The organism is Alteromonas sp. KS69 (genome assembly GCF_003989595.1).
Taxonomy (GTDB): domain Bacteria; phylum Pseudomonadota; class Gammaproteobacteria; order Enterobacterales; family Alteromonadaceae; genus Alteromonas; species Alteromonas naphthalenivorans.
Window position 1 is genome coordinate 24,558 of the sequence record NZ_PYHU01000015.1, and the last position, 18,430, is coordinate 42,987.

The 18,430-nt window shown below is 43.1% G+C and carries 15 protein-coding genes and 1 pseudogene; 10 read left to right on the forward strand and 6 right to left on the reverse strand.

Going from position 1 to position 18,430, the window contains the following annotated elements:
- Genes C7Y69_RS11620 through C7Y69_RS11630 form a run of 3 tightly spaced genes read left to right on the forward strand, consistent with a single transcriptional unit; the run spans position 1 to position 4,370 of the window.
- Complete coding sequence (locus tag C7Y69_RS11620; RefSeq protein ID WP_126872814.1) at positions 1 to 1,773, forward strand: OmpA family protein; 1,773 nt, start codon at positions 1 to 3, stop codon at positions 1,771 to 1,773.
- Positions 1,770 to 2,255, forward strand: coding sequence for a Rab family GTPase (locus tag C7Y69_RS11625; RefSeq protein ID WP_126872815.1), 486 nt, complete (start codon positions 1,770 to 1,772; stop codon positions 2,253 to 2,255). Before C7Y69_RS11620 ends, C7Y69_RS11625 begins: the two co-directional genes overlap by 4 nt.
- A 9-nt stretch (positions 2,256 to 2,264) precedes the next feature.
- Positions 2,265 to 4,370, forward strand: a complete 2,106-nt coding sequence (locus C7Y69_RS11630) for an EAL domain-containing protein (protein ID WP_126872816.1) — start codon at positions 2,265 to 2,267, stop codon at positions 4,368 to 4,370.
- A gap of 75 nt (positions 4,371 to 4,445) precedes the next feature.
- On the opposite strand, the gene fghA is transcribed toward C7Y69_RS11630, so the two are convergent.
- Entirely contained in the window at positions 4,446 to 5,288 is an 843-nt protein-coding gene (gene fghA / locus C7Y69_RS11635) for an S-formylglutathione hydrolase (RefSeq protein ID WP_126872817.1), read from the reverse strand.
- A gap of 124 nt (positions 5,289 to 5,412) precedes the next feature.
- On the opposite strand from fghA, the gene C7Y69_RS11640 reads away from it, so the two are divergent.
- Genes C7Y69_RS11640 through C7Y69_RS11650 form a run of 3 tightly spaced genes read left to right on the forward strand, consistent with a single transcriptional unit; the run spans position 5,413 to position 8,506 of the window.
- Positions 5,413 to 6,327, forward strand: coding sequence for an acyltransferase (locus C7Y69_RS11640; protein ID WP_126872818.1), 915 nt, complete (start codon positions 5,413 to 5,415; stop codon positions 6,325 to 6,327).
- Positions 6,324 to 7,217, forward strand: coding sequence for an acyltransferase (locus tag C7Y69_RS11645; protein ID WP_126872819.1), 894 nt, complete (start codon positions 6,324 to 6,326; stop codon positions 7,215 to 7,217). The genes C7Y69_RS11640 and C7Y69_RS11645 overlap by 4 nt, the downstream gene beginning before the upstream one ends.
- A gap of 2 nt (positions 7,218 to 7,219) precedes the next feature.
- Positions 7,220 to 8,506 carry a mechanosensitive ion channel family protein gene (locus C7Y69_RS11650; protein ID WP_126872820.1) on the forward strand — a complete coding sequence of 429 codons (1,287 nt, stop codon included), beginning with the start codon at positions 7,220 to 7,222 and terminating at the stop codon, positions 8,504 to 8,506.
- A gap of 81 nt (positions 8,507 to 8,587) precedes the next feature.
- Here C7Y69_RS11650 and C7Y69_RS11655 read toward each other — a convergent pair whose 3' ends face one another.
- The gene (locus C7Y69_RS11655; RefSeq protein ID WP_013782633.1) at positions 8,588 to 8,779 is read right to left on the reverse strand and encodes a hypothetical protein; all 192 of its coding nucleotides are present in this window, start codon (positions 8,777 to 8,779) and stop codon (positions 8,588 to 8,590) included.
- Between the two features lie 333 nt (positions 8,780 to 9,112).
- On the opposite strand from C7Y69_RS11655, the gene C7Y69_RS11660 reads away from it, so the two are divergent.
- Both C7Y69_RS11660 and C7Y69_RS11665 read left to right on the forward strand, forming a co-directional pair.
- Complete coding sequence (locus C7Y69_RS11660) at positions 9,113 to 9,913, forward strand: DUF2884 family protein (RefSeq protein ID WP_126872821.1); 801 nt, start codon at positions 9,113 to 9,115, stop codon at positions 9,911 to 9,913.
- A 301-nt stretch (positions 9,914 to 10,214) separates the two neighbouring features.
- On the forward strand, positions 10,215 to 11,075 hold the full coding sequence (locus tag C7Y69_RS11665; protein ID WP_126872822.1) for an NAD-dependent epimerase/dehydratase family protein: 861 nt from the start codon (positions 10,215 to 10,217) through the stop codon (positions 11,073 to 11,075).
- A gap of 133 nt (positions 11,076 to 11,208) precedes the next feature.
- Here C7Y69_RS11665 and C7Y69_RS11670 read toward each other — a convergent pair whose 3' ends face one another.
- The 3 genes and pseudogenes from C7Y69_RS11670 to C7Y69_RS11680 form a co-directional block, all read right to left on the reverse strand.
- Complete coding sequence (locus C7Y69_RS11670; protein WP_126872823.1) at positions 11,209 to 12,630, reverse strand: sodium-dependent transporter; 1,422 nt, start codon at positions 12,628 to 12,630, stop codon at positions 11,209 to 11,211.
- A gap of 207 nt (positions 12,631 to 12,837) precedes the next feature.
- Positions 12,838 to 13,647, reverse strand: coding sequence for an SDR family NAD(P)-dependent oxidoreductase (locus tag C7Y69_RS11675; protein WP_126872824.1), 810 nt, complete (start codon positions 13,645 to 13,647; stop codon positions 12,838 to 12,840).
- A 94-nt stretch (positions 13,648 to 13,741) separates the two neighbouring features.
- Positions 13,742 to 14,134 (reverse strand): annotated as a pseudogene (locus tag C7Y69_RS11680) (thiol-disulfide oxidoreductase DCC family protein); the annotation flags it as partial.
- Between the two features lie 174 nt (positions 14,135 to 14,308).
- On the opposite strand from C7Y69_RS11680, the gene msrA reads away from it, so the two are divergent.
- Positions 14,309 to 14,854, forward strand: a complete 546-nt coding sequence (gene msrA / locus C7Y69_RS11685; protein ID WP_126872826.1) for a peptide-methionine (S)-S-oxide reductase MsrA — start codon at positions 14,309 to 14,311, stop codon at positions 14,852 to 14,854.
- 188 nt (positions 14,855 to 15,042) lie between these two features.
- On the opposite strand, the gene C7Y69_RS11690 is transcribed toward msrA, so the two are convergent.
- Positions 15,043 to 16,191 (reverse strand): hypothetical protein, encoded by a 1,149-nt coding sequence (locus C7Y69_RS11690; protein WP_126872827.1) that lies wholly within the window; start codon positions 16,189 to 16,191, stop codon positions 15,043 to 15,045.
- 358 nt (positions 16,192 to 16,549) lie between these two features.
- Between C7Y69_RS11690 and C7Y69_RS11695 the strand changes: the two genes are divergently transcribed.
- A complete protein-coding gene (locus C7Y69_RS11695; protein ID WP_041452450.1) occupies positions 16,550 to 18,415 on the forward strand; it encodes an isoleucyl-tRNA synthetase in 1,866 nt (621 codons plus the stop codon).
- Positions 18,416 to 18,430: the final 15 nt, after the last annotated feature.

The following is an 18,430-nucleotide window of genomic DNA, read 5'->3' on the forward strand; positions in this document are numbered from 1 at the left end:
ATGGAAGACAACGAGCTATCTCCTGAATCGAAGGATAATTCTCTTGATCAAATCAGAGCATTAATACTTGGCCAGGATGACAAATATGTTCAAGAAATAGTAAAACGCAATGCCAAAGAAGTGGTAGGCGGTATTGTTTCTGAAGCATTACACGAAAGGGAAAGCAAAGACGGCTCGGTGAATAAAGTGCTGGTGCCGCTGGTTGAAAAGTCACTGCATCGTTCAATTGAAGCAAACAGCGATAAAATCGTAGGCACGTTATACCCCCTTGTCGGCACCTTGGTTCGTAAAGCAGTATCGTCATTCTTAGTCGATTTCGTAGAAAGAACCAACGCACTTATCGAAAACAGCCTTAGCCCTAAAAGTGTTTCGTGGCGTTTTAAAGCGTGGCAATCTGGTATTAGATATTCTGATTACGTCGCATCTCAAGTCTATCAATACCAAGTTCAGCAGCTTTTTGTCATTCATCGAGAAACCGGTACGCTGCTGCATACTATTTCCTCTGATCCTGAGCGTAGTAAAGACGCTGATCTTATTTCATCAATGCTGGTTGCCATTAATGATTTTGTTGCTGATGCATTTCAGTCGCAAGAGAATGAAGCCGAAAACGAATTAGGTGAAATCAAAACCGGTGATTTCACACTGCTTATAAAAATAGGGCCGCAGGCCATTTTAGTTGCCGCAGTTGTTGGCAGTGTTCCGCCAGATATTAGAAGTCGATTGCAGCAAGCACTAGAAGAATTCCATCAGTTTTATCAGGTTCCATTGCAAGAGTATCAAGGCGACAGCGCGCCTTTTGCGGGTTGTGAAACCTTACTGAACGACTGTTTAATTAGCGCGAAGAAAGGTGAAGCGAAAGGTAAGAAAAAAAGACTTATTGGTGGTGTTGTTATCGGCATCGTACTGCTGCTTTTAGCTTATCTTGCATTTTTACGAATAGATTTATCGATACTACAAAGCATGATAAGAGATTTACCTCCTCCAGCTGGTATAGTGCTTACTGACACAGCCGTAAAAGATGGCAAGGTGCAAGTGCGCGTACTACGCGATCCTCATATGCAATCATCCCTTGCGTGGTTAGAAAGCCAAGAAATCAACACCAGCAAAGTGACTATTTACGAAGAGCCCTTTGTGTCGCTGCAAAAAAATGTCGTTATCGACAAAGTATCATCCTTGATGGCAACAACGAATAACGCTCTCACCGCCATTTATAGTGAAAATGATGTATTGTTTCTGAGCGGTGAGATGACGATTGATGCATTACGTTCATTCACACGTGATCTTCGAGCAATACCTGGTATTTCTCAGTTAAAACCTGATCTTTCTGGTATTGATATTGTCGATGGGGTACGTGCAAATACAGAAGAACTTAATACTGCGGTTATAAATGACCTTGTGGCAAGAATTTCTTCAACACATTTACCGTTTGCAATTGCACAAGAGAACCTAGATTCTGAGCAATTAGAAGTAATAGAACAATTAGGTCAAGAGTTGTTCCAGTTGCAGCTACTCGCGAAGCAGCTTAATCTGTCAGTTGCGGTCTTTATTTTGGGTGCAAGTGATAATTCAGGTAGCTCTGCACGCAATCTTGCCTTAAGCAAATTAAGAGCTAACAACGTGAAAGAAGCGCTGCTACCCATGAAGGTTGACCCTAGCATTCTTTTTCCAATAGGGCTTGGCCAGTTATCTTTAAGTGAGGGTTCAATGGGACGAACTGTATTTATGAATGTTTTGCTATCTGACTCGCAGACTTCAGAGGTCGACGCACAGTGATTCAAAAAAAGGTATGCATCTTAGGCCCTACCGGTGTTGGTAAAACGAGCCTTGTTAAACAGTTCGTCGAAAGTATTTTCTCTGAAAAATATAAAACGACAATCGGTGTTAAAATCGATAAAAAACAAGTTAACAAAGATGGCCGAGGTGTGCAGTTGCTACTGTGGGATCTTGAAGGTATTGATAGATATTGCGGGTTCAACCCACGCTATTTGCGAGGCGCAAGTGCCTATATCATCGTGGTCGATCAAACTCGCTCTCAGTCATTATTAGAAGGTATAGAAATCCTCGAGATGGCTAGGGAACACTACCCTGATATTCCGGCTTTCTTCGTGGTCAATAAAACCGACCTCCCTTCAAGCTGGCACTGGAGCGAAGAAGAGCTTGATTCCTATGCGAAGAAGTTTACATCACTGACTAAAACCAGTGCGAAGACAGGCGAAAATGTTGAAGAACTCTTCAGTACAATTGCGTTTTGGTAGGAGTTACATATGGATATACATCTTCTTAATGCGCTAGGGATTACAGACTGCGCTATATTTAAGAGTACAACGAGCCTTCTGTGTCTTACACCTGATGTTTCGTGGCTTCATAAAATCGTCTCCCTGGACGATGACGATAAGATTAAGCCAGACGCATTCTCTTCCATTTTTCTAAACGATTTTATGACTGACGCCAATGACATTTGGCAAAATGACAGCGTCTTTACCCTATCTTCAGGTTTTTGGACTGAAGAAGTCGAAAACGAGTCTCTCCATTTAGAAGCTCTCGCGATTAATAGCGGCAAAGGTGAGCATTTCCTAGTTATAAAAAATGTCGAAAGCCAATACGAAGAAAAACAAAAAACCCTACAAGCCGCTAGAGAGTTACTATTAAGCCATCACGAAATAGTAGGTCAGCACGAATACATCCGCCAGCGACTAGATAAAACACTACTTAAAAACAAAAATTATGAAAAGCTAGTCCCACCAATAAAACAAGCTATCCACCACCTTGACACTGGGGTCGTTATTTTAGATAAAGACCGTGAAACGGTGCTAGACAATAAATCAGCTAGGCAGTTGCTTTCCTGTAGCCGGTCAAATGATAGTGCCAATAGGCTAAAACACTTACTCGAAGATGTTAGCGTTCCAGACACCTTCCTTCCAACGCTAATTGAAAAGCGTTCCGCATGGCAGGGGGAGCTCTATTGGCAGCCCACGGAAAATTATGAAGTATGGTTACAGGTAACCATTCACCCCGTTATCCATGATAATGAACTCACCCACTGGGTATATCTTCTCACCGATATCAGTCACATTCGAAATAAAGAAGAAAGCGTATTATCTGCCACGGGCATGGATTCTTTGACTAAAATTGCAAACCGTAATTTTTTCAATAGCTATGTTCAGAAGTTGGTTCAAGAGGAAGTTAATTTTGCTTTGTTTATCATAGATATACGAGAGTTTAAGAAGATTAACGAAAAACTTGGTTATCATTCAGGTGACGAAATACTCAAGTCTTTTGCATCAAGATTACAAGGTTTTGTTGGCAATAGTGGGTTTATCGCCAGAATAGGGAGCAACGAATTTTCTATAGTAAAACGCACCGATACCTTCAGTGGTGTTAACCCATTAGATTACGCGCAGGATATGAAGAAGAAACTGGTGAACACCTATACCTCACTTCATGGCACTGAATCGAACCTTGGGATTAATATTGGCATCGCGTGCTATCCCGAACATGGAGAGCAAGCGAATGTACTACTACGTCATGCAGATATCGCGCTCCAAATTGCGAAGTTTCAAGGTAAAAACGTTATTCTTGAATACAGTGATATGCTGCATCGCCAACATCAGAGTATGTCTGAGTTAGAAAGTAAACTTCGCACCGCTATTGAAAACGACCAATTAGCGCTTTTCTTACAACCTATTGTTGACTTACAAACCGGAAAAATTGTTAAGTGCGAAGCATTGGCGCGGTGGAAGACAGAAGACGGAAGCTACATTCCACCGGATGTTTTTATTCCACTTGCAGAACGTACGGAGCTGATTTTTCCGTTTGGTGAATGGTTAGTAGAAGAAGCGTGTAATGCTATCGATAAGCTTACTGAGGCGAATTTAGATATTCGATTGGCAATTAATATCTCTGGCCGACAAGTCACCGATCTTGTGCTGCTTCATCAAATACAATCGTCTTTAAAGCGCAGAGCCATTGACCCAAGACATTTATCGATAGAACTCACCGAGAGTGTGTTCATAGACAGTTTAGATACGGTGTCTGTGTTGCTGAACGAACTTAGATCCATGGGCATTACTATATCAATTGATGACTTTGGAACGGGTTTTAGCTCTTTGGTTTACCTTAAAAAACTGCCTATTGATGAACTCAAAATAGACCGTTCGTTTGTGAGCGATTTAGAAGAAAATACCGACGATCAGGCTATTATTCAAGCTATCTTGGGCTTGGCCAAAAATTTAAATATTAGCATTATCGCTGAAGGTGTTGAGACGCAAGAGCAGCAGACGTTTTTGGTAGATAACGCCTGTACTTATGCTCAGGGTTACTACTTTGACAAACCAATGTCGATTAGGGACTTCGTAGAAAAGCTGCGCTAGAAAACCGCATTAGAAAGCTGCGTACTAGACTTGGTCAGGCAGCTAACTAACGCACTTTATACGGGACCCTAGCGCTTAAATTAGGCCGAGATGTCCAGCGTGAAATTCTAAATGGTCTTCAATAAACGACGCGATAAAGAAGTAACTATGATCGTAGCCTTCATGCATATTCAGCGTTAATTGCGTATCTGATTGCTGAGCCGCTTGCACCAGTGCCAGTGGTTTTAATTGTTCAGACAGAAACTCATCGCTATTACCCTGCTCAACCAATAATGGAATGGCGTGGTTCTTACTAGCAATAATCTTTGCAGCATCGTATTCATCCCATGCTGATTGATCATCTCCTAAATACTGACTCAATGCTTTATGGCCCCATGGGCAATCAGAAGGGTTCGACACTGGACTAAAAGCAGAAACAGATACATAGCGATTTGGATTACGTAAACCAGCAACAAGTGCGCCATGGCCGCCCATTGAATGACCGCTAATTGCACGCTCTTTCGTCACGGGGAAGTGTTCCTCTACAACGCTAGGCAGCTCTTCAGTGACATAGCTGTACATTTGATAATTGGCGTTCCACGGTGCTTGTGTTGCATCAACATAAAATCCAGCACCTAGCCCAAAATCATAAGCGCCGTTTTCGTCATCAGGAACACCCTCACCACGAGGGCTAGTATCTGGTGCAACAATGGCCATGCCGAGCTCTGCAGCTAATTTCATCGCCCCTGCTTTTTGCATAAAGTTTTGGTCGTTACAGGTAAGCCCTGAAAGCCAGTATAAAACCGGCACTGGTTTCTCAGCGGAGGCAAACGGTGGTAGGTAGATTGCAAATGTCATACTGCAATTGGTGCTCTTTGCATCGTGACGGTAGCGTAAATGCCTGCCGCCAAACGCACGATTTTCACTAATAAGCTCCATAATGACTCCTGTACACTAATAAATTTAGAAAAATAACCACTTTGTTGTAGCAAACAGTAAAGGGTCTATCGGATTTTAAATCAAGTTCGTTTACACTAAGTGCCTAATTTTTGAGGTAAGTACGATGATAAGAAGCCTAATGCATCATCTGGTTGGCACCATTTCAGTAATTTTTTATTTTTTAAATACGGTTTTATGGGCAACGCCCATCATTATTTTGTCTTTTTTCAAACTTATTCCGCTTGCGCCATGGAGGCGATTTATATCGTACATTTTGGACGCGTGCGCAACCGCATGGATTACGATTAATAATCTTAATCAGCGAGTAAGTAGTAGAACAAAATGGGACGTGACCGGTCTTGATCAACTTACCCGCGATGACTGGTACTTAGTGATTGCCAACCATCAATCTTGGGTCGACATCTTAGTTTTACAACGCGTTTTCAACCGAAAAATCCCATTTCTAAAGTTCTTCCTTAAAAAAGAGCTGATTTACGTCCCTATGTTAGGGCTAGCCTGGTGGGCCCTCGACTTTCCCTTTATGAGTCGATACTCAAAATCTTTCTTAGCAAAGAACCCGCATTTAAAAGGGAAAGATATGGAAACTACCCGCAAAGCATGCGAAAAGTTTCAAACCAAGCCGGTAAGTATCATGAACTTTGTGGAAGGCACTCGCTTTACCCAAGAAAAACATGACCGACAGAACTCACCATTTAGCCACCTGCTTAAGCCTAAAGCGGGCGGCGTAGCGTTTGTTCTTTCTGCCATGGGGTCTCAGTTACACAAGCTAATTGACGTAACGATTGATTACCCTGGCGGCGTTCCCTCATTTTGGGATTTCGTCAGCGGCAAAGTACGTGATATTCGCGTGAGTATTAAAGTAACCCCCATCACGGATATTACCGAAAATGGCTACTTTAATGATAATTACTTTGAAGACCCGCAGGTAAGAAGCCAATTTCAGCGTTGGTTAAATAGCCGCTGGCAAGATAAAAACGACCAATTAGAATCAATTAACGCAACTCAGAAGCCACTATGATCCGTACCTTGTTTTCCCCTGTAACTTTCGTTGTTCACACTGCGCTTCAAATTGCTAACCTTGCGCTGTGGGGAGGGCTGATCATCTTGTTCGGCGTAGTTAAACTAATACTCCCATCAGGTAGAATTACCGAAGCGTGGAATAGCGTCATGCACGCTTGCTTGTTTAGTTTTGGCCGCGTTAGCGTATTGCTTATTCGCCTCTTCAATAAAGTAAATATTGAGTGTGCGGTTCATGGCGAATTGTCGAAAGACAGATGGTATTTAATTATCGCCAATCATCTTAGTTACCTTGATATTGTGTTACTGATTGAATTTGCCACTCATCGCATACCTGCCCCTAAATTCTTTCTTAAAAAGGAGTTAATTTGGCTTCCTTTTGTAGGCTTAGGGGCCTGGGCGTTAGATATGCCTTTTATGCACAGATACACCAAGGCCTACTTAGAAAAGTACCCTGAGAAAAAGGGTAAAGATCTAGAGACAACACGAGCATCTTGTGAAAAGTTTCGTACGGTGCCCACCACTGTTATTAATTTTGTTGAAGGCACCCGCTTTACCACGCAAAAACATCATCAAAAGCGAAGCCCTTATGAAACCTTACTGCCGCCTAAAGCGGGAGGCGTCTCTTTCACATTGGCAGCAATGGGTGAATTATTTACTAATGTGCTCGATATTTCATTGTTGTATCCAGAGAATAAGCGCCACCCAATGATGGCTATGCTAAGTGGCACCATGACCAAAATCATAATCGATGTTAATGTGATGCCTGTGCCCGCGCTTCAGCAACACTCCACATTGAGTGAACCTGAGTTTCGCACCACTTTTCAAGATTGGCTTAATGCCATGTGGAAAAATAAAGATAGCCGTATCAAACGTCTTTTGGAGTCGTAATTGTGGAAGTAAGCTCAACTGTACGTGATAACTTCATGCATCTAGTGAAGGATTTTTTTCCATCACTGACCATGCACGACCCGCTATATAATGCGCTAGCATTGGGCACCATATTGACGATAGCGATTGTCATTTATGTCTTTGCAAGGTTGATTGTTCGCCCTGAAATAGCAAGATGGGTGTCAAAAACCACCAACATTTGGGATAACGCATTACAAGAGCATGGCTTCTTCCGCCGCCTGATGCACTTATTCCCAGCCCTTTTTATATTTCTTGCCACTCCTGTACTTATTGAAGAAGCTTCAGTGCTGTATGGCTTATTAATAAAAAGTGCGTTGTTGTACATGCTCTACAGTGGGCTTTTGGGTATTTACGCCATTTTGAGTACGGTGGAAGATGTTTACAACGCCTCTGCGCTGTCTAAACGTGCACCTATTACTGGCTTTATTCAAGTCACCAAACTCGGTTTTGCCATTCTTACCATTTTGTTCAGCATCTCGTTAATTGTTGATAAAAGCCCCTTACTCTTGGTGTCTGGCTTAACCGCTATTGCCGCAGTTCTGTTACTCATTTTTCGCGATACGATATTAGGTTTTGTGGCGGGTATTCAAATTGCTGCTAACCGCATGTTTAACACTGGTGACTGGATCACCATGCAAAAATACGAAGTCGATGGTGAAATTAAAGAAATAGGTTTAACCAACGTAAAAGTGCAGAACTGGGATAAAACCATTTCAACGCTGCCTACCTATAATTTGACCACCGAAGCGGTTAAAAACTGGCGCGGCATGCAAGAATCTGGTGGACGCAGGATAAAGCGCTCTGTGTATATCGATGTTCATTCTATTAAATTATGTGACAACGAGATGCTAGAACGCTTCTCTAAAATTCGTTATATCAGCGAGTATATCGAGAAGAAAACAAATGAACTGCGTGCTTACCATAGAGACTATTCTATTGATGAGTCTGATTTATTGAATAGCCGAAAGTTAACCAATATTGGCACCTTCAGAGCGTATTTAGAGTCTTATTTGCGTAAACACCCAAGTGTGAACCAAGAAATGACATTAATGGTGCGTCAACTGCCCCCTAACGAAATTGGACTGCCACTAGAGCTATATTGTTTTAGCATTGAAAAAGATTGGGTGAAATATGAAAAGGTTCAAGCGGATATTTTTGACCATGTCATGGCCATGCTATCTTTGTTTGACCTAGTTGCTTACCAGCGTGACGGCCACTTGGGTTATTTATCCAGTACCATGGATATAAGCCAAAGCGAACAAGACTAGCGCTTGCTAGTGTAGCAACGAAATTTAAACGCTAGACATAAAAAAACCGGCCTAAGCCGGTTTTTTTATGGAAATCATTACTTAAGCTAACGCATAACCCATTAGCAAGCAAACCACTAGCCCAGACACACCAAAGAAACCATACTCGATTTTTTCTTGCATGCCTTTAGCGCCAGTTTCAGCTGTCATGAAACCCATTACGATGCTGCTAAGCCCCAGAGTGAAGGCAATTAGCGCAACACCAAATACAATTGCGTTAATCCAATCAGTCATTCTCTAAACCCATTAATTTTTCTGGCGTTATTATGCATGAAATCAATCTAGATGAACATGCCTCAAAAAGCATTAAATACGAGTAATGCGCTCTTTTTCTTACCTCTTTGATCTTAGTCAAAAATGCCAAATAGTTAAGCTAATTACTAACTTTTGGTAAATAGCGAATGTCACAGCTTACCCGTAGAACTGTAAATCATTGAAATATTGTAATTTATTAAAATGGCACTGAGGTTGCAATCCTGAGATTAGAACTGGAGTTTTTATAACAGGTTATAAAAACCGCGTGAGTTGTTCACGCTAGACAGTATCATGGTTTATAGGATTTCAAAAATGAAAATTAAACAATTTCTTCCACTCGCCTTAGTAACTACATCTTTACTTAGCGTGCCAGCGTTTGCGTTTGAGACTAGCTGCGACATCGAATTGGATGGCCACCTTAAATACCACCAGGGCCTCATTACTGTCGACATGCAAAATGGTTCTACCATGTCGATTGATGACACTTACCATTTAGTCATTAACGGTGACAGTGTTGCGCTGAACAACGAGCAACAACAATGGGTAAATACCTATTACGACCGTATCGATACTGCCATCCCCATGACCCTTAATATCGCAAGTGAAGGGTTAGAGATTGCGAGTGTTGCCGTTTCTGAAGTATTCGGTGAACTACTTGGCGGGGACAATGAGCTTACTGAAGACTTTGATGCCATGTTCGCTTCGCTTAACGAAAAGTTAGCAACGTCTTTTTACGACGACAACGGCAATATCAAAGTGGATACAACTAAGTTTGACGAACCAGGCTTTTTCGACGCAAGCTGGGAAGACGAATTTGAAGCGCAGTTCGAGTCGCTAGTTAGTGAATCAATTGGCCGCATTCTGATTGCTGTTGGTACGCAAATGCTATGGAATGGTGGCGACATGGAAGCGTTCGAGGCAAAAATGGAACACTTTGGTGAATCTATTGAACACCGTGTTGAAACTCAAGCCGCAGCACTTGAAGAAAAAGGCGATGCCCTGTGTGAAGTGTTACAAGAAGCTAATTATGCAGAAAACAAAATGCAAGCCAGCATTCCTGGGTTGGGTGGCTTAGACTTAATCGATATGCGCAGTGGCGAAATGAAAATGTAATTGTGGTTCTATTGGTGTAATGACTTCCCAAACTGCATTCAAACCACATTTAATTTACGTTTAATAACCTTACAACGCTAGCTTTCCCGCTAGCGTTTTTTTGTTTTTTGACTAATCCCATTGTAATCGATTTTCTCCCTTATCAATTAGCACATCGCGCTTTGCACCTTATTCCCATTACTGTTCACCTAACAACCAGCATTTGTGTACTCGCTTACCCCATAGACCAATCCGTTTTGCGCCTTACCGCGTATTTTTGATACTTTTACTCTCACGCCCCATCATCATCTAAGAAGACGTTATGAATAATAAGCTAGTTATATGTGGTTACGGTTGGCTTGGTCGCTACCTAGGCAAAGCCATGTCAGCTACCCATACTATTATTGCCACCACGCGAAGCAAAGAAAAAGCGTTGAAGATAAGCGACAAGCACATTAAAGGCTTGGTTTTTAATTTGGGTGACGACACTATCACGCTATGTGATGAAGTTAGCGATGCAACACTGGTGCTAAACATTCCACCTGGCCGTCGAAATACTCAGTTAGATGATTTTACAAATAGCATGCTTGCCCTTATTGATAACGCAGTGGCGGCCAATGTAGCCCGAATTATCTTTATAAGCACCACCTCGGTATACGGCGACGCTAGGGACGATGAGCTGAATGAACACGTCAGCACTCAACCTGAAACCGCGTCGGCGAAAGCCCATGTCGCGATAGAACAGCACCTATTAGATTTGAAAACGAATGCCAAGGTGGACGTTAAGATAGTTCGCCTTGCGGGGTTAACAGGACCAGATCGTCACCCAGTAAATTCGTTAAGTGGCAGAAGCCTGAATGCAGGCAATAAAAGAATTAACTTAGTGCATATTCGTGATGTGGTTGCCGCTTTAAAGACTCTTATTTTAGCCGCCAGTAGCAAGGCTGATAGTAGCAACAGTGAAACTAGCAAGACTGACAGCACAGACTTATATCACTTATGTAGCTTACAGCACCCGAAAAGAGGCGAATACTACACCCAAGCTGCAAACAAAAAAGGGATACCTGCACCCACGTTTAGTGAGTCAGACTTACCGCCTACGGGCAAAGTGATAGATGCAAAAGCAAGTTGGGATTTACTAGGAATAGTGCCTGACTATGCTAACCCTGATGACATGATTTAGTGAGATAGAATGTTGTGACATGATGACGTTACACGCATAGGGTTATAAATAAGGCGCTCACATTTGAGCGCCTTGTTATTGATATACGTTTTACATCAACTAGCCTAGTGCAAATACCAATCGAGAACAACGACTAGCCAAACAGGCTGAAGCCGAAATATTTAACCGCCACGGTATTGATGAAAATAACTAACAAGATGGCAGGGATAAACGTTTTAAGCGATACATCGACATACTTTTCAAACCATCCACCACGATAGCCCGAACTCCCCTCTTCAAGGGATGCATTGAAGTTTGCACTTTTCCAACGATAGATAACGAAGATACAAATCAAGAAGCCGTTCAATGGCAAAATAGTCTCGTAAAATACGTCAATAATAACGTCGAACAACGACTTATCGACACCTGCATAGCTGGCGAACTGCGTAAGTGCATCAACTTTACCAAATGACAAAGTACACAGTACCGCTAGCACAAGCATCACGCTACCAAGTGATGCTAACGCCCACTTTCTGCTTACCCCTTTCTCGTCCATTAGCGCCGCTACTGGCACTTCAAAAATAGACACTAAAGACGTGATGGCAGCAAAGAACACTAATAAGAAGAACAGGCTTGCCACGATAGACGCCCCCACATACCCAATAGAGCTTTGCAGCGCTAAAAATATATTAGGAAGATAGGTGAAAATCATACTCACCGATGATTCACTAAGTTCATCAGGATTAATATCAGGGTTGAATGAGAATATCGCAGGCAGAATCATTAAGCCTGCTGTGAAGGCCACTGCGGTATCTGTTATTGCCACTAGCTTTGCCGACGTAGGTACATCCGCTCTCTTGTCGATATAACTGCCGTAGGTAATCAAAATCCCCATACCTAGCGAGAGGGAGAAAAACGCTTGTGCGAGCGCACCATTCACCACACTTGCTGTCAGCTTTGAGAAGTCAGGAACGATATAAAACTTCACCCCTGCCATAGCATTCTCGCGGGTGAGTACGAACACCACTAAGCCAATTAACATAACAAAAAGGGCTGGCATCAGCAGCTTAGCTGCTTTTTCAATACCCTCTTTAACACCGCCTTGCAGAATGAGATAAACCACACCAACAACCACGGCCATATAAGCGAAAATAGACGATGAATTAATAAATAACCCAAAGGTATCTGGGTTGGCTAAAGTGTCTAAATTACCGCTGACGGTTTCAAAAAGATAACCGAAAATCCACACCGTAATCACCATGTAGAACACGGCAATCATAAATGGCGTAGCAATGGCTAACCAACCGGCGATTTTCCACTTTGCTGAATTGCCACTGATTGCGCTGTATGCGCCTAATGGATCCTTTTTGGCATGACGCCCCACTGACATTTCCGCTAACATCACAGGTAAGCAAATAGCGAATACAAAAATGGCATACATTAATAAGAATGCACCACCGCCATTTTTTGCCGCGCCAACAGGAAAGCCCACTAGGTTACCAATACCTACTGCCGATCCTGCCGCTGCTAGAATAAAACCTATGCGCGATCCGAACTGTTCTCTGGCCCCGCTCATATCCCTTCCTCTTGTTGAGTTTATTTTTATGTTTTCTGGGATGGCGATAACTTATGATTATTTCATCGTGCTAATGGCGTCGACTACGTCGTATTGCTCGCCTTTTTTAAGCGAGTCAAAACACTGCACCATTCCCTAAAATGCATGGTAACAGCAGTGTAATAAAAAGTCTTGATATTGGGCTTACAGAAAGCGGCAATTGGCGTATCACCAAGTTACCACTTTACCGTCCCAGTCAATGAAGTGACAGCTTTCGTCATGGTTTGAATGACGAGAAGCCCTTAGCGTCGACAAGTGAGTAAGCAGTTGATTAGCCGTAAATTCAGGCGTAAACAGTTTTTTTGCTTTTACGTTTTTTTGAAACGGCGCTGATAAACCTGTATCGACGGTACCTGGGTGATAACACACTAAAAGTGGCTCTTTTAAACGCCGTGTGTACTCTACCGCGGCTGTTTTTACCAACATATTAAGCGCGGCTTTTGAAGCGCGATATCCATACCAGCCGCCCAGTTTGTTATCAGAAATACTGCCCACCCGCGCACTAATGCAGACAATAGACGGGTTTTCTTTCACCATTACAGTCACTAAGTACTTCATCCATAAAGCTGGCAGCGTACTGTTGACGGCAAAGTAAGTTGCTAGCGCTTCTTCACTAATATCTTCAAGCCGTTTTTCTGGCCGAAGCCCCTGCGATTCGTTGTGAAGTACGCCGGTCGCGACAATCGCTAACTTCACTCGTGTACCTTGCGCTTGAAGGTCTTTAACAAACGCCTCTATACTGCGTTCATTGTGTTCCGGCAAGCTAATCGCCGTCACATTATCAGTCCAAGCGGCGTCTTTATAACCACTGCGGCTAAGCGCGATTACCTTATTGGGATTCTCACCTTCATCCGGCTCAGCGCCTGCCAATAGATGAACCAGTGCCTTCCCTATTCCGCCCGACGCCCCTATCACGAGAGACACCGTATTAGCGCTTTGCTCAGCCGTATTTTGCTCAGTTTTGGGGTTATCTGCCACTGTCGCCACCTTTGCCTTTTGTGCTTTCGATATTCTTAATATGTTCCGCCCCAGCGGTGCTTTTAGTAAGCGCAGCATTCGCATCACTGGGTGATTCTTGCTGAATGTCACCAGGTACACATCGGTCACAAGTACGCTTTTTACCGGTCAATAAATACGAAATGGTATAACGGTGTTTAGCGAATTTGAGGTAACACCAATCGGCAATAATACGAATACCAGGCCAGCGCAGGGGGGCGTATAGCCAACCTACACCTACAGCTTTCCACGCCTGATGGGTTACATCTAGTCCGGTAATAAGTGTGCCATCGGGTAATAACCCGTGAATTCTAGCATTGAGTGCATGCCAATCTAATTCAGGGTACTGCGCAGCAAACTCTGGTGTTTGAATATCAACAAGGGTTAATGCACCTTGCTTATCCCGTTTTTGTAAATGGCGCATTTCTGTTTTGCACAACGGGCAATAGCCATCGTAAAAAATTATCAATGTAGTCACCTCAGACTTAGCAGTAGCTTTCTGTGCTTTCTGTGTTCTGTCTTTCTGTGTTCTGGGCTTTTTATTTATTATGCTTTTATACGCTAAAAAAATGCACTTGGATGACTTGAGTTTAGGTACACTCACACCCACACTGATGTCATACGTTTTTTCTGAGGTAACACAATGGCAAATTTACAAGTAGCCACCCTAGCTGGCGGGTGTTTTTGGTGTATAGAGTCAGCATTTAATACTGTTGAAGGTGTTGAAAAAGCAGTATCTGGGTATGCGGGCGGCGAAGATGCCTCACCAACTTATGAATCAGTTTGTGGTGGCGGTACTGGTCACGCTGAAGTCGTTCAAGTTACCTATGATGCCGATAACATCAGTTATCGAGAGGTATTAGAGATTTTCTTTGCACTGCACGATCCTACGCAATTGAACCGTCAAGGTAATGATGTGGGCACACAATACCGTAGTGCGGTTTTCTATCATGACGATGCGCAAAAAGACGCTGCAGAAGCCATAATAAAAGAAATCACTACGGAAGAGATTTGGCCTGATCCGGTTGTCACCGAAGTTGTGCCAATTGATAACTACCATCAGGCTGAAGACTACCATCAGGATTACTTTAAAAATAATCCGCAGAACCAATACTGTTCTATGGTAGTCGCACCCAAACTAGCGAAGTTTAAAAAGACATTTGCTTCACGTCTACGTAAGCAAGCATAAAAAGCCTTAATTAAGGCTTGAAGACCCTAACAAAAAAATGCGGTTGCAGCGTAATATCTGCAACCGCATTTTTTATCTCTGTAAATAGCCAGTGCTTTGAATCTCTGGGTTTTTGCCGTTTATTGCTTCTGAAACATAGCGATTTAGAAACCCGGGTTTCTGAAACAGAATATTGTTAAAGCCTAGAGCTACTGAAACCATGCGTCATTTAAAGGCACTGAGAACAACAAAGGTGCCATGGCTTCGTAACGTGGTGTCTCTGCTTCACATTTGATGTTCTTCAAGTAGTTTACTTTCCACGGATCGTTTATTAGCCACAAAGTATCTTCTACCACAACCAGTCCTTCAATTGAGGCGTTATCCATTACATATTCGCCACACTCATTATCTGCACTCACATTAAACTGCATGGAGATACGCTTCGTTTCTACCTTACCAGCAACATCAATAACCCAAACCTCGTTATCATTTCGGGCTGCGGCCAATAAAAAACGATTACCGCTATCAGCAGCATTATAAAGTGCTAAGCCATTTATGGGGTGGCTACCCGTTTCAAACATAGGTAACGACAAATCAGGTTCATCTACCACAGCGAAATCCGCACTTTGCCAAAAGTCATCCGCTATGTTTAACGAGAAAATTCGCGGCTGCCCCGCTTTATCTTTTTCTAGGCCTAAGTATAAGGTGCCATCTTTTGCCATGGCCATGCCCTCAATACCGTCGTTAGGGAAGTTACCCACTTCAAATTCAGTAGGAAACTGCAAAGGACGAACATAGGTCATTGTCACAGTGTTGTCTTCATCACGCTCTAAACGAACCAATAAGGTGGGATAATCGGTAGAGCCCGTATTTTGATATTTCTTTTCACAGCGGGTAGAGAGTGTGCCTGTGCGGGTAGCATCTTCGGTTACAGTGTAAATCACATTCGGATTACGAGGATCGCTAGCAAGCGCTTCTAAATCTGGCGCATTGGTTAAATAGTCACTAAAACAACTTCGGCGCACGCGTGTAGCTAGCTTAAATGCATTGCTTGATGTGGTCAGTGTCGCCGTGTCTTTATCAATAAAGTGCAGTTTTCTTTGCTGCTCGAACGCGGCACTACCATCTGCAATGGTGACTAATTGACCATTAATTTCAATTAGCCCCGAGGTTTGAGGGTCTTGTATTACGTCGCTGGTGTCGGTTGATATCCAGCGCCCAACAGAGGTTAAAACTGAACTGGTTGTGGCACTAGGCGCTTCTTCGTCAAATGCGGCATCTTTGTTATCGCTGCAGCCTGCCACAACACCACTTAACGCTACGACAATAAACGCGGCAACCGGCCAATTATTCAACATGTTTTTCATTTCCTTCAACGTTAAGATGCCCCTATCACTCACGCCTAGCAAAACCTGCAAGCACCAGCACGCTTATAAAAAACCGCTAGCAACAAATCAGCCCGACAACGTGTTCACAGCCTATAATTCTATTGGCTACCCCATCTACGATACCGCCTGCACTTTGACCTACATTTTGACCTACATCGTAAATAGTCAGACAAAGGCAAATTTATGGGCGAAAACCGTCACGAGTAAAGCCCATTAGGGTAAAAAATGTAAGCGAGTATATCTACCATACCGTTTAAAGCCAAAAAAGAGTAAGGTACATTTTTCTTCTTGTTGCTTTTGGTAGGAGCATATTATTTCTGAGCAGTATATTCCTGCGGTGATTGCGGGCCCAATCGTTAGGCGAGTCACACAAAGTGCGTGTCATGTTTGGTTGGTAACACCTGAAGCTAATGCGCCAGCATTTGCACTAACACAGCATGGTGCAACGCTTAAAGCAGAGGTGACAGGCACCTGCGTACAAGTCGGTAAGCACGCCTTCATTCATTTATTATCTGCCACTGTTGATGAAAGCTTTACCGCCAATGTACCCATTTACTACCAACTCACCTTTACAGCGACTGAATGCCAAGAAAAGTGGCAACAAGAGCAAGCAGACTTACTTTATGCTAATCAAACTGCATTAAGCTTTTGCTGGACAAATAAACCAGAAACCCTATTGCATGGCTCATGTCGAAAGCCTCATTTTGATGGTGATGATGCCCTTGCTCAAGTTGATAATCTACTCGATAGCGCTATTACATCAAACAGCCCTCGCCCTGATGTGCTTATGATGACAGGCGATCAGGTATACACCGATGATGTAGCCGGCCCTACTTTGCAAGCCATTCACCAAGTCATTGCATTACTTGGGCTTTTTGAAGAGCCCCTTGATGGCGCGGTATTAGACAACTCGTCAGAGCTCCCTACTCACCCTCATGGTTTTTATGAACGTGAGCAGTTACTACCACAAACACAAACGAATACCGCTCTTTCATCACTCTTCTTTGGTGCCAAAAGAAAACCTATTTTCACCTCGGTGAATGCGCAAAATCACTTAATAAGCTGCGCCGAAGTAATGGCCATGTATTTCTTAGTGTGGTCGCCTGCCCTGTGGCGCAATGTGACTTTTCAAGTAAATGACATAGCCACGCAACACAAAGACACCTTTGAAAAAGAACAAAATGCCATTGAAGGATTTGTGAAAACGTTGCCCAAAGTCCGCCGTGCACTGGCGCATATTCCCGTTTACATGATTTTTGACGATCACGATGTTACCGACGACTGGAACTTAACCCGCGGTTGGGAACAAGAAGTTTATGGACACCCTTTTTCTAAACGTATGATTGGTAACGCCCTAACCGGTTACCTACTTTGCCAAGGATGGGGCAATGCGCCGCAAAAATGCACGCCGTTAATGGCTAAAGCCAGTGAAACCTTTACCGAAAATGGCATGGTCAAGCAAGATGAACTCATTGACCAATTGTTAGACTTTGAACATTGGAATTACCGCTTAGACACCACGCCCCCTATTGAGGTACTCGATACCCGAACGCGACGTTGGCGCTCTGAATCGAGTATGAAAAAGCCGTCAGGCTTGATGGACTGGGAAGCCTTATGCGACTTTCAGCATAACATTATTGGAAAGGAAGCGGTGATAGTGGTGTCGGCCGCCCCTATTTACGGGGTGAAGTTTATTGAAGCCATCCAAAAGACTTTCACCTTCTTTGGCAAAGCACTTACTGTGGATGCCGAGAACTGGATGGCGCACAAAGGCACGGCGAATGTTATGTTGAATATTTTTCGACATTACAAAACGCCCCCTGAATTTATTATTCTGTCAGGTGATGTTCACTACTCGTTTGTATACGATGTACGATTACGTTTTCAGCGTAATAGCCCTCACATTACCCAATTTACCTGTAGCGGATTAAAGAATGCGTTTCCCGAAGGCTTAATTCGCTGGTTAGATAGGCTTAACCGTGTTTTCTACGGGCCAAAATCTGTGCTTAACGTGTTCACAAGGCGCAGAAATATGTCGGTTACCGCCAGAGAACCATCATCAGGATACGGTGAGCTCTATAACGGCTGCGCCATCGGTATATTACAAATTTCACAAAATAGTACAGTTGTTGGCTGCAAAGCTTTGTTGAGCAACGGTAAAGAGGTAGAATTCCCGCCCATAAAAGATGATTAGTGTGTACGGAAAGAG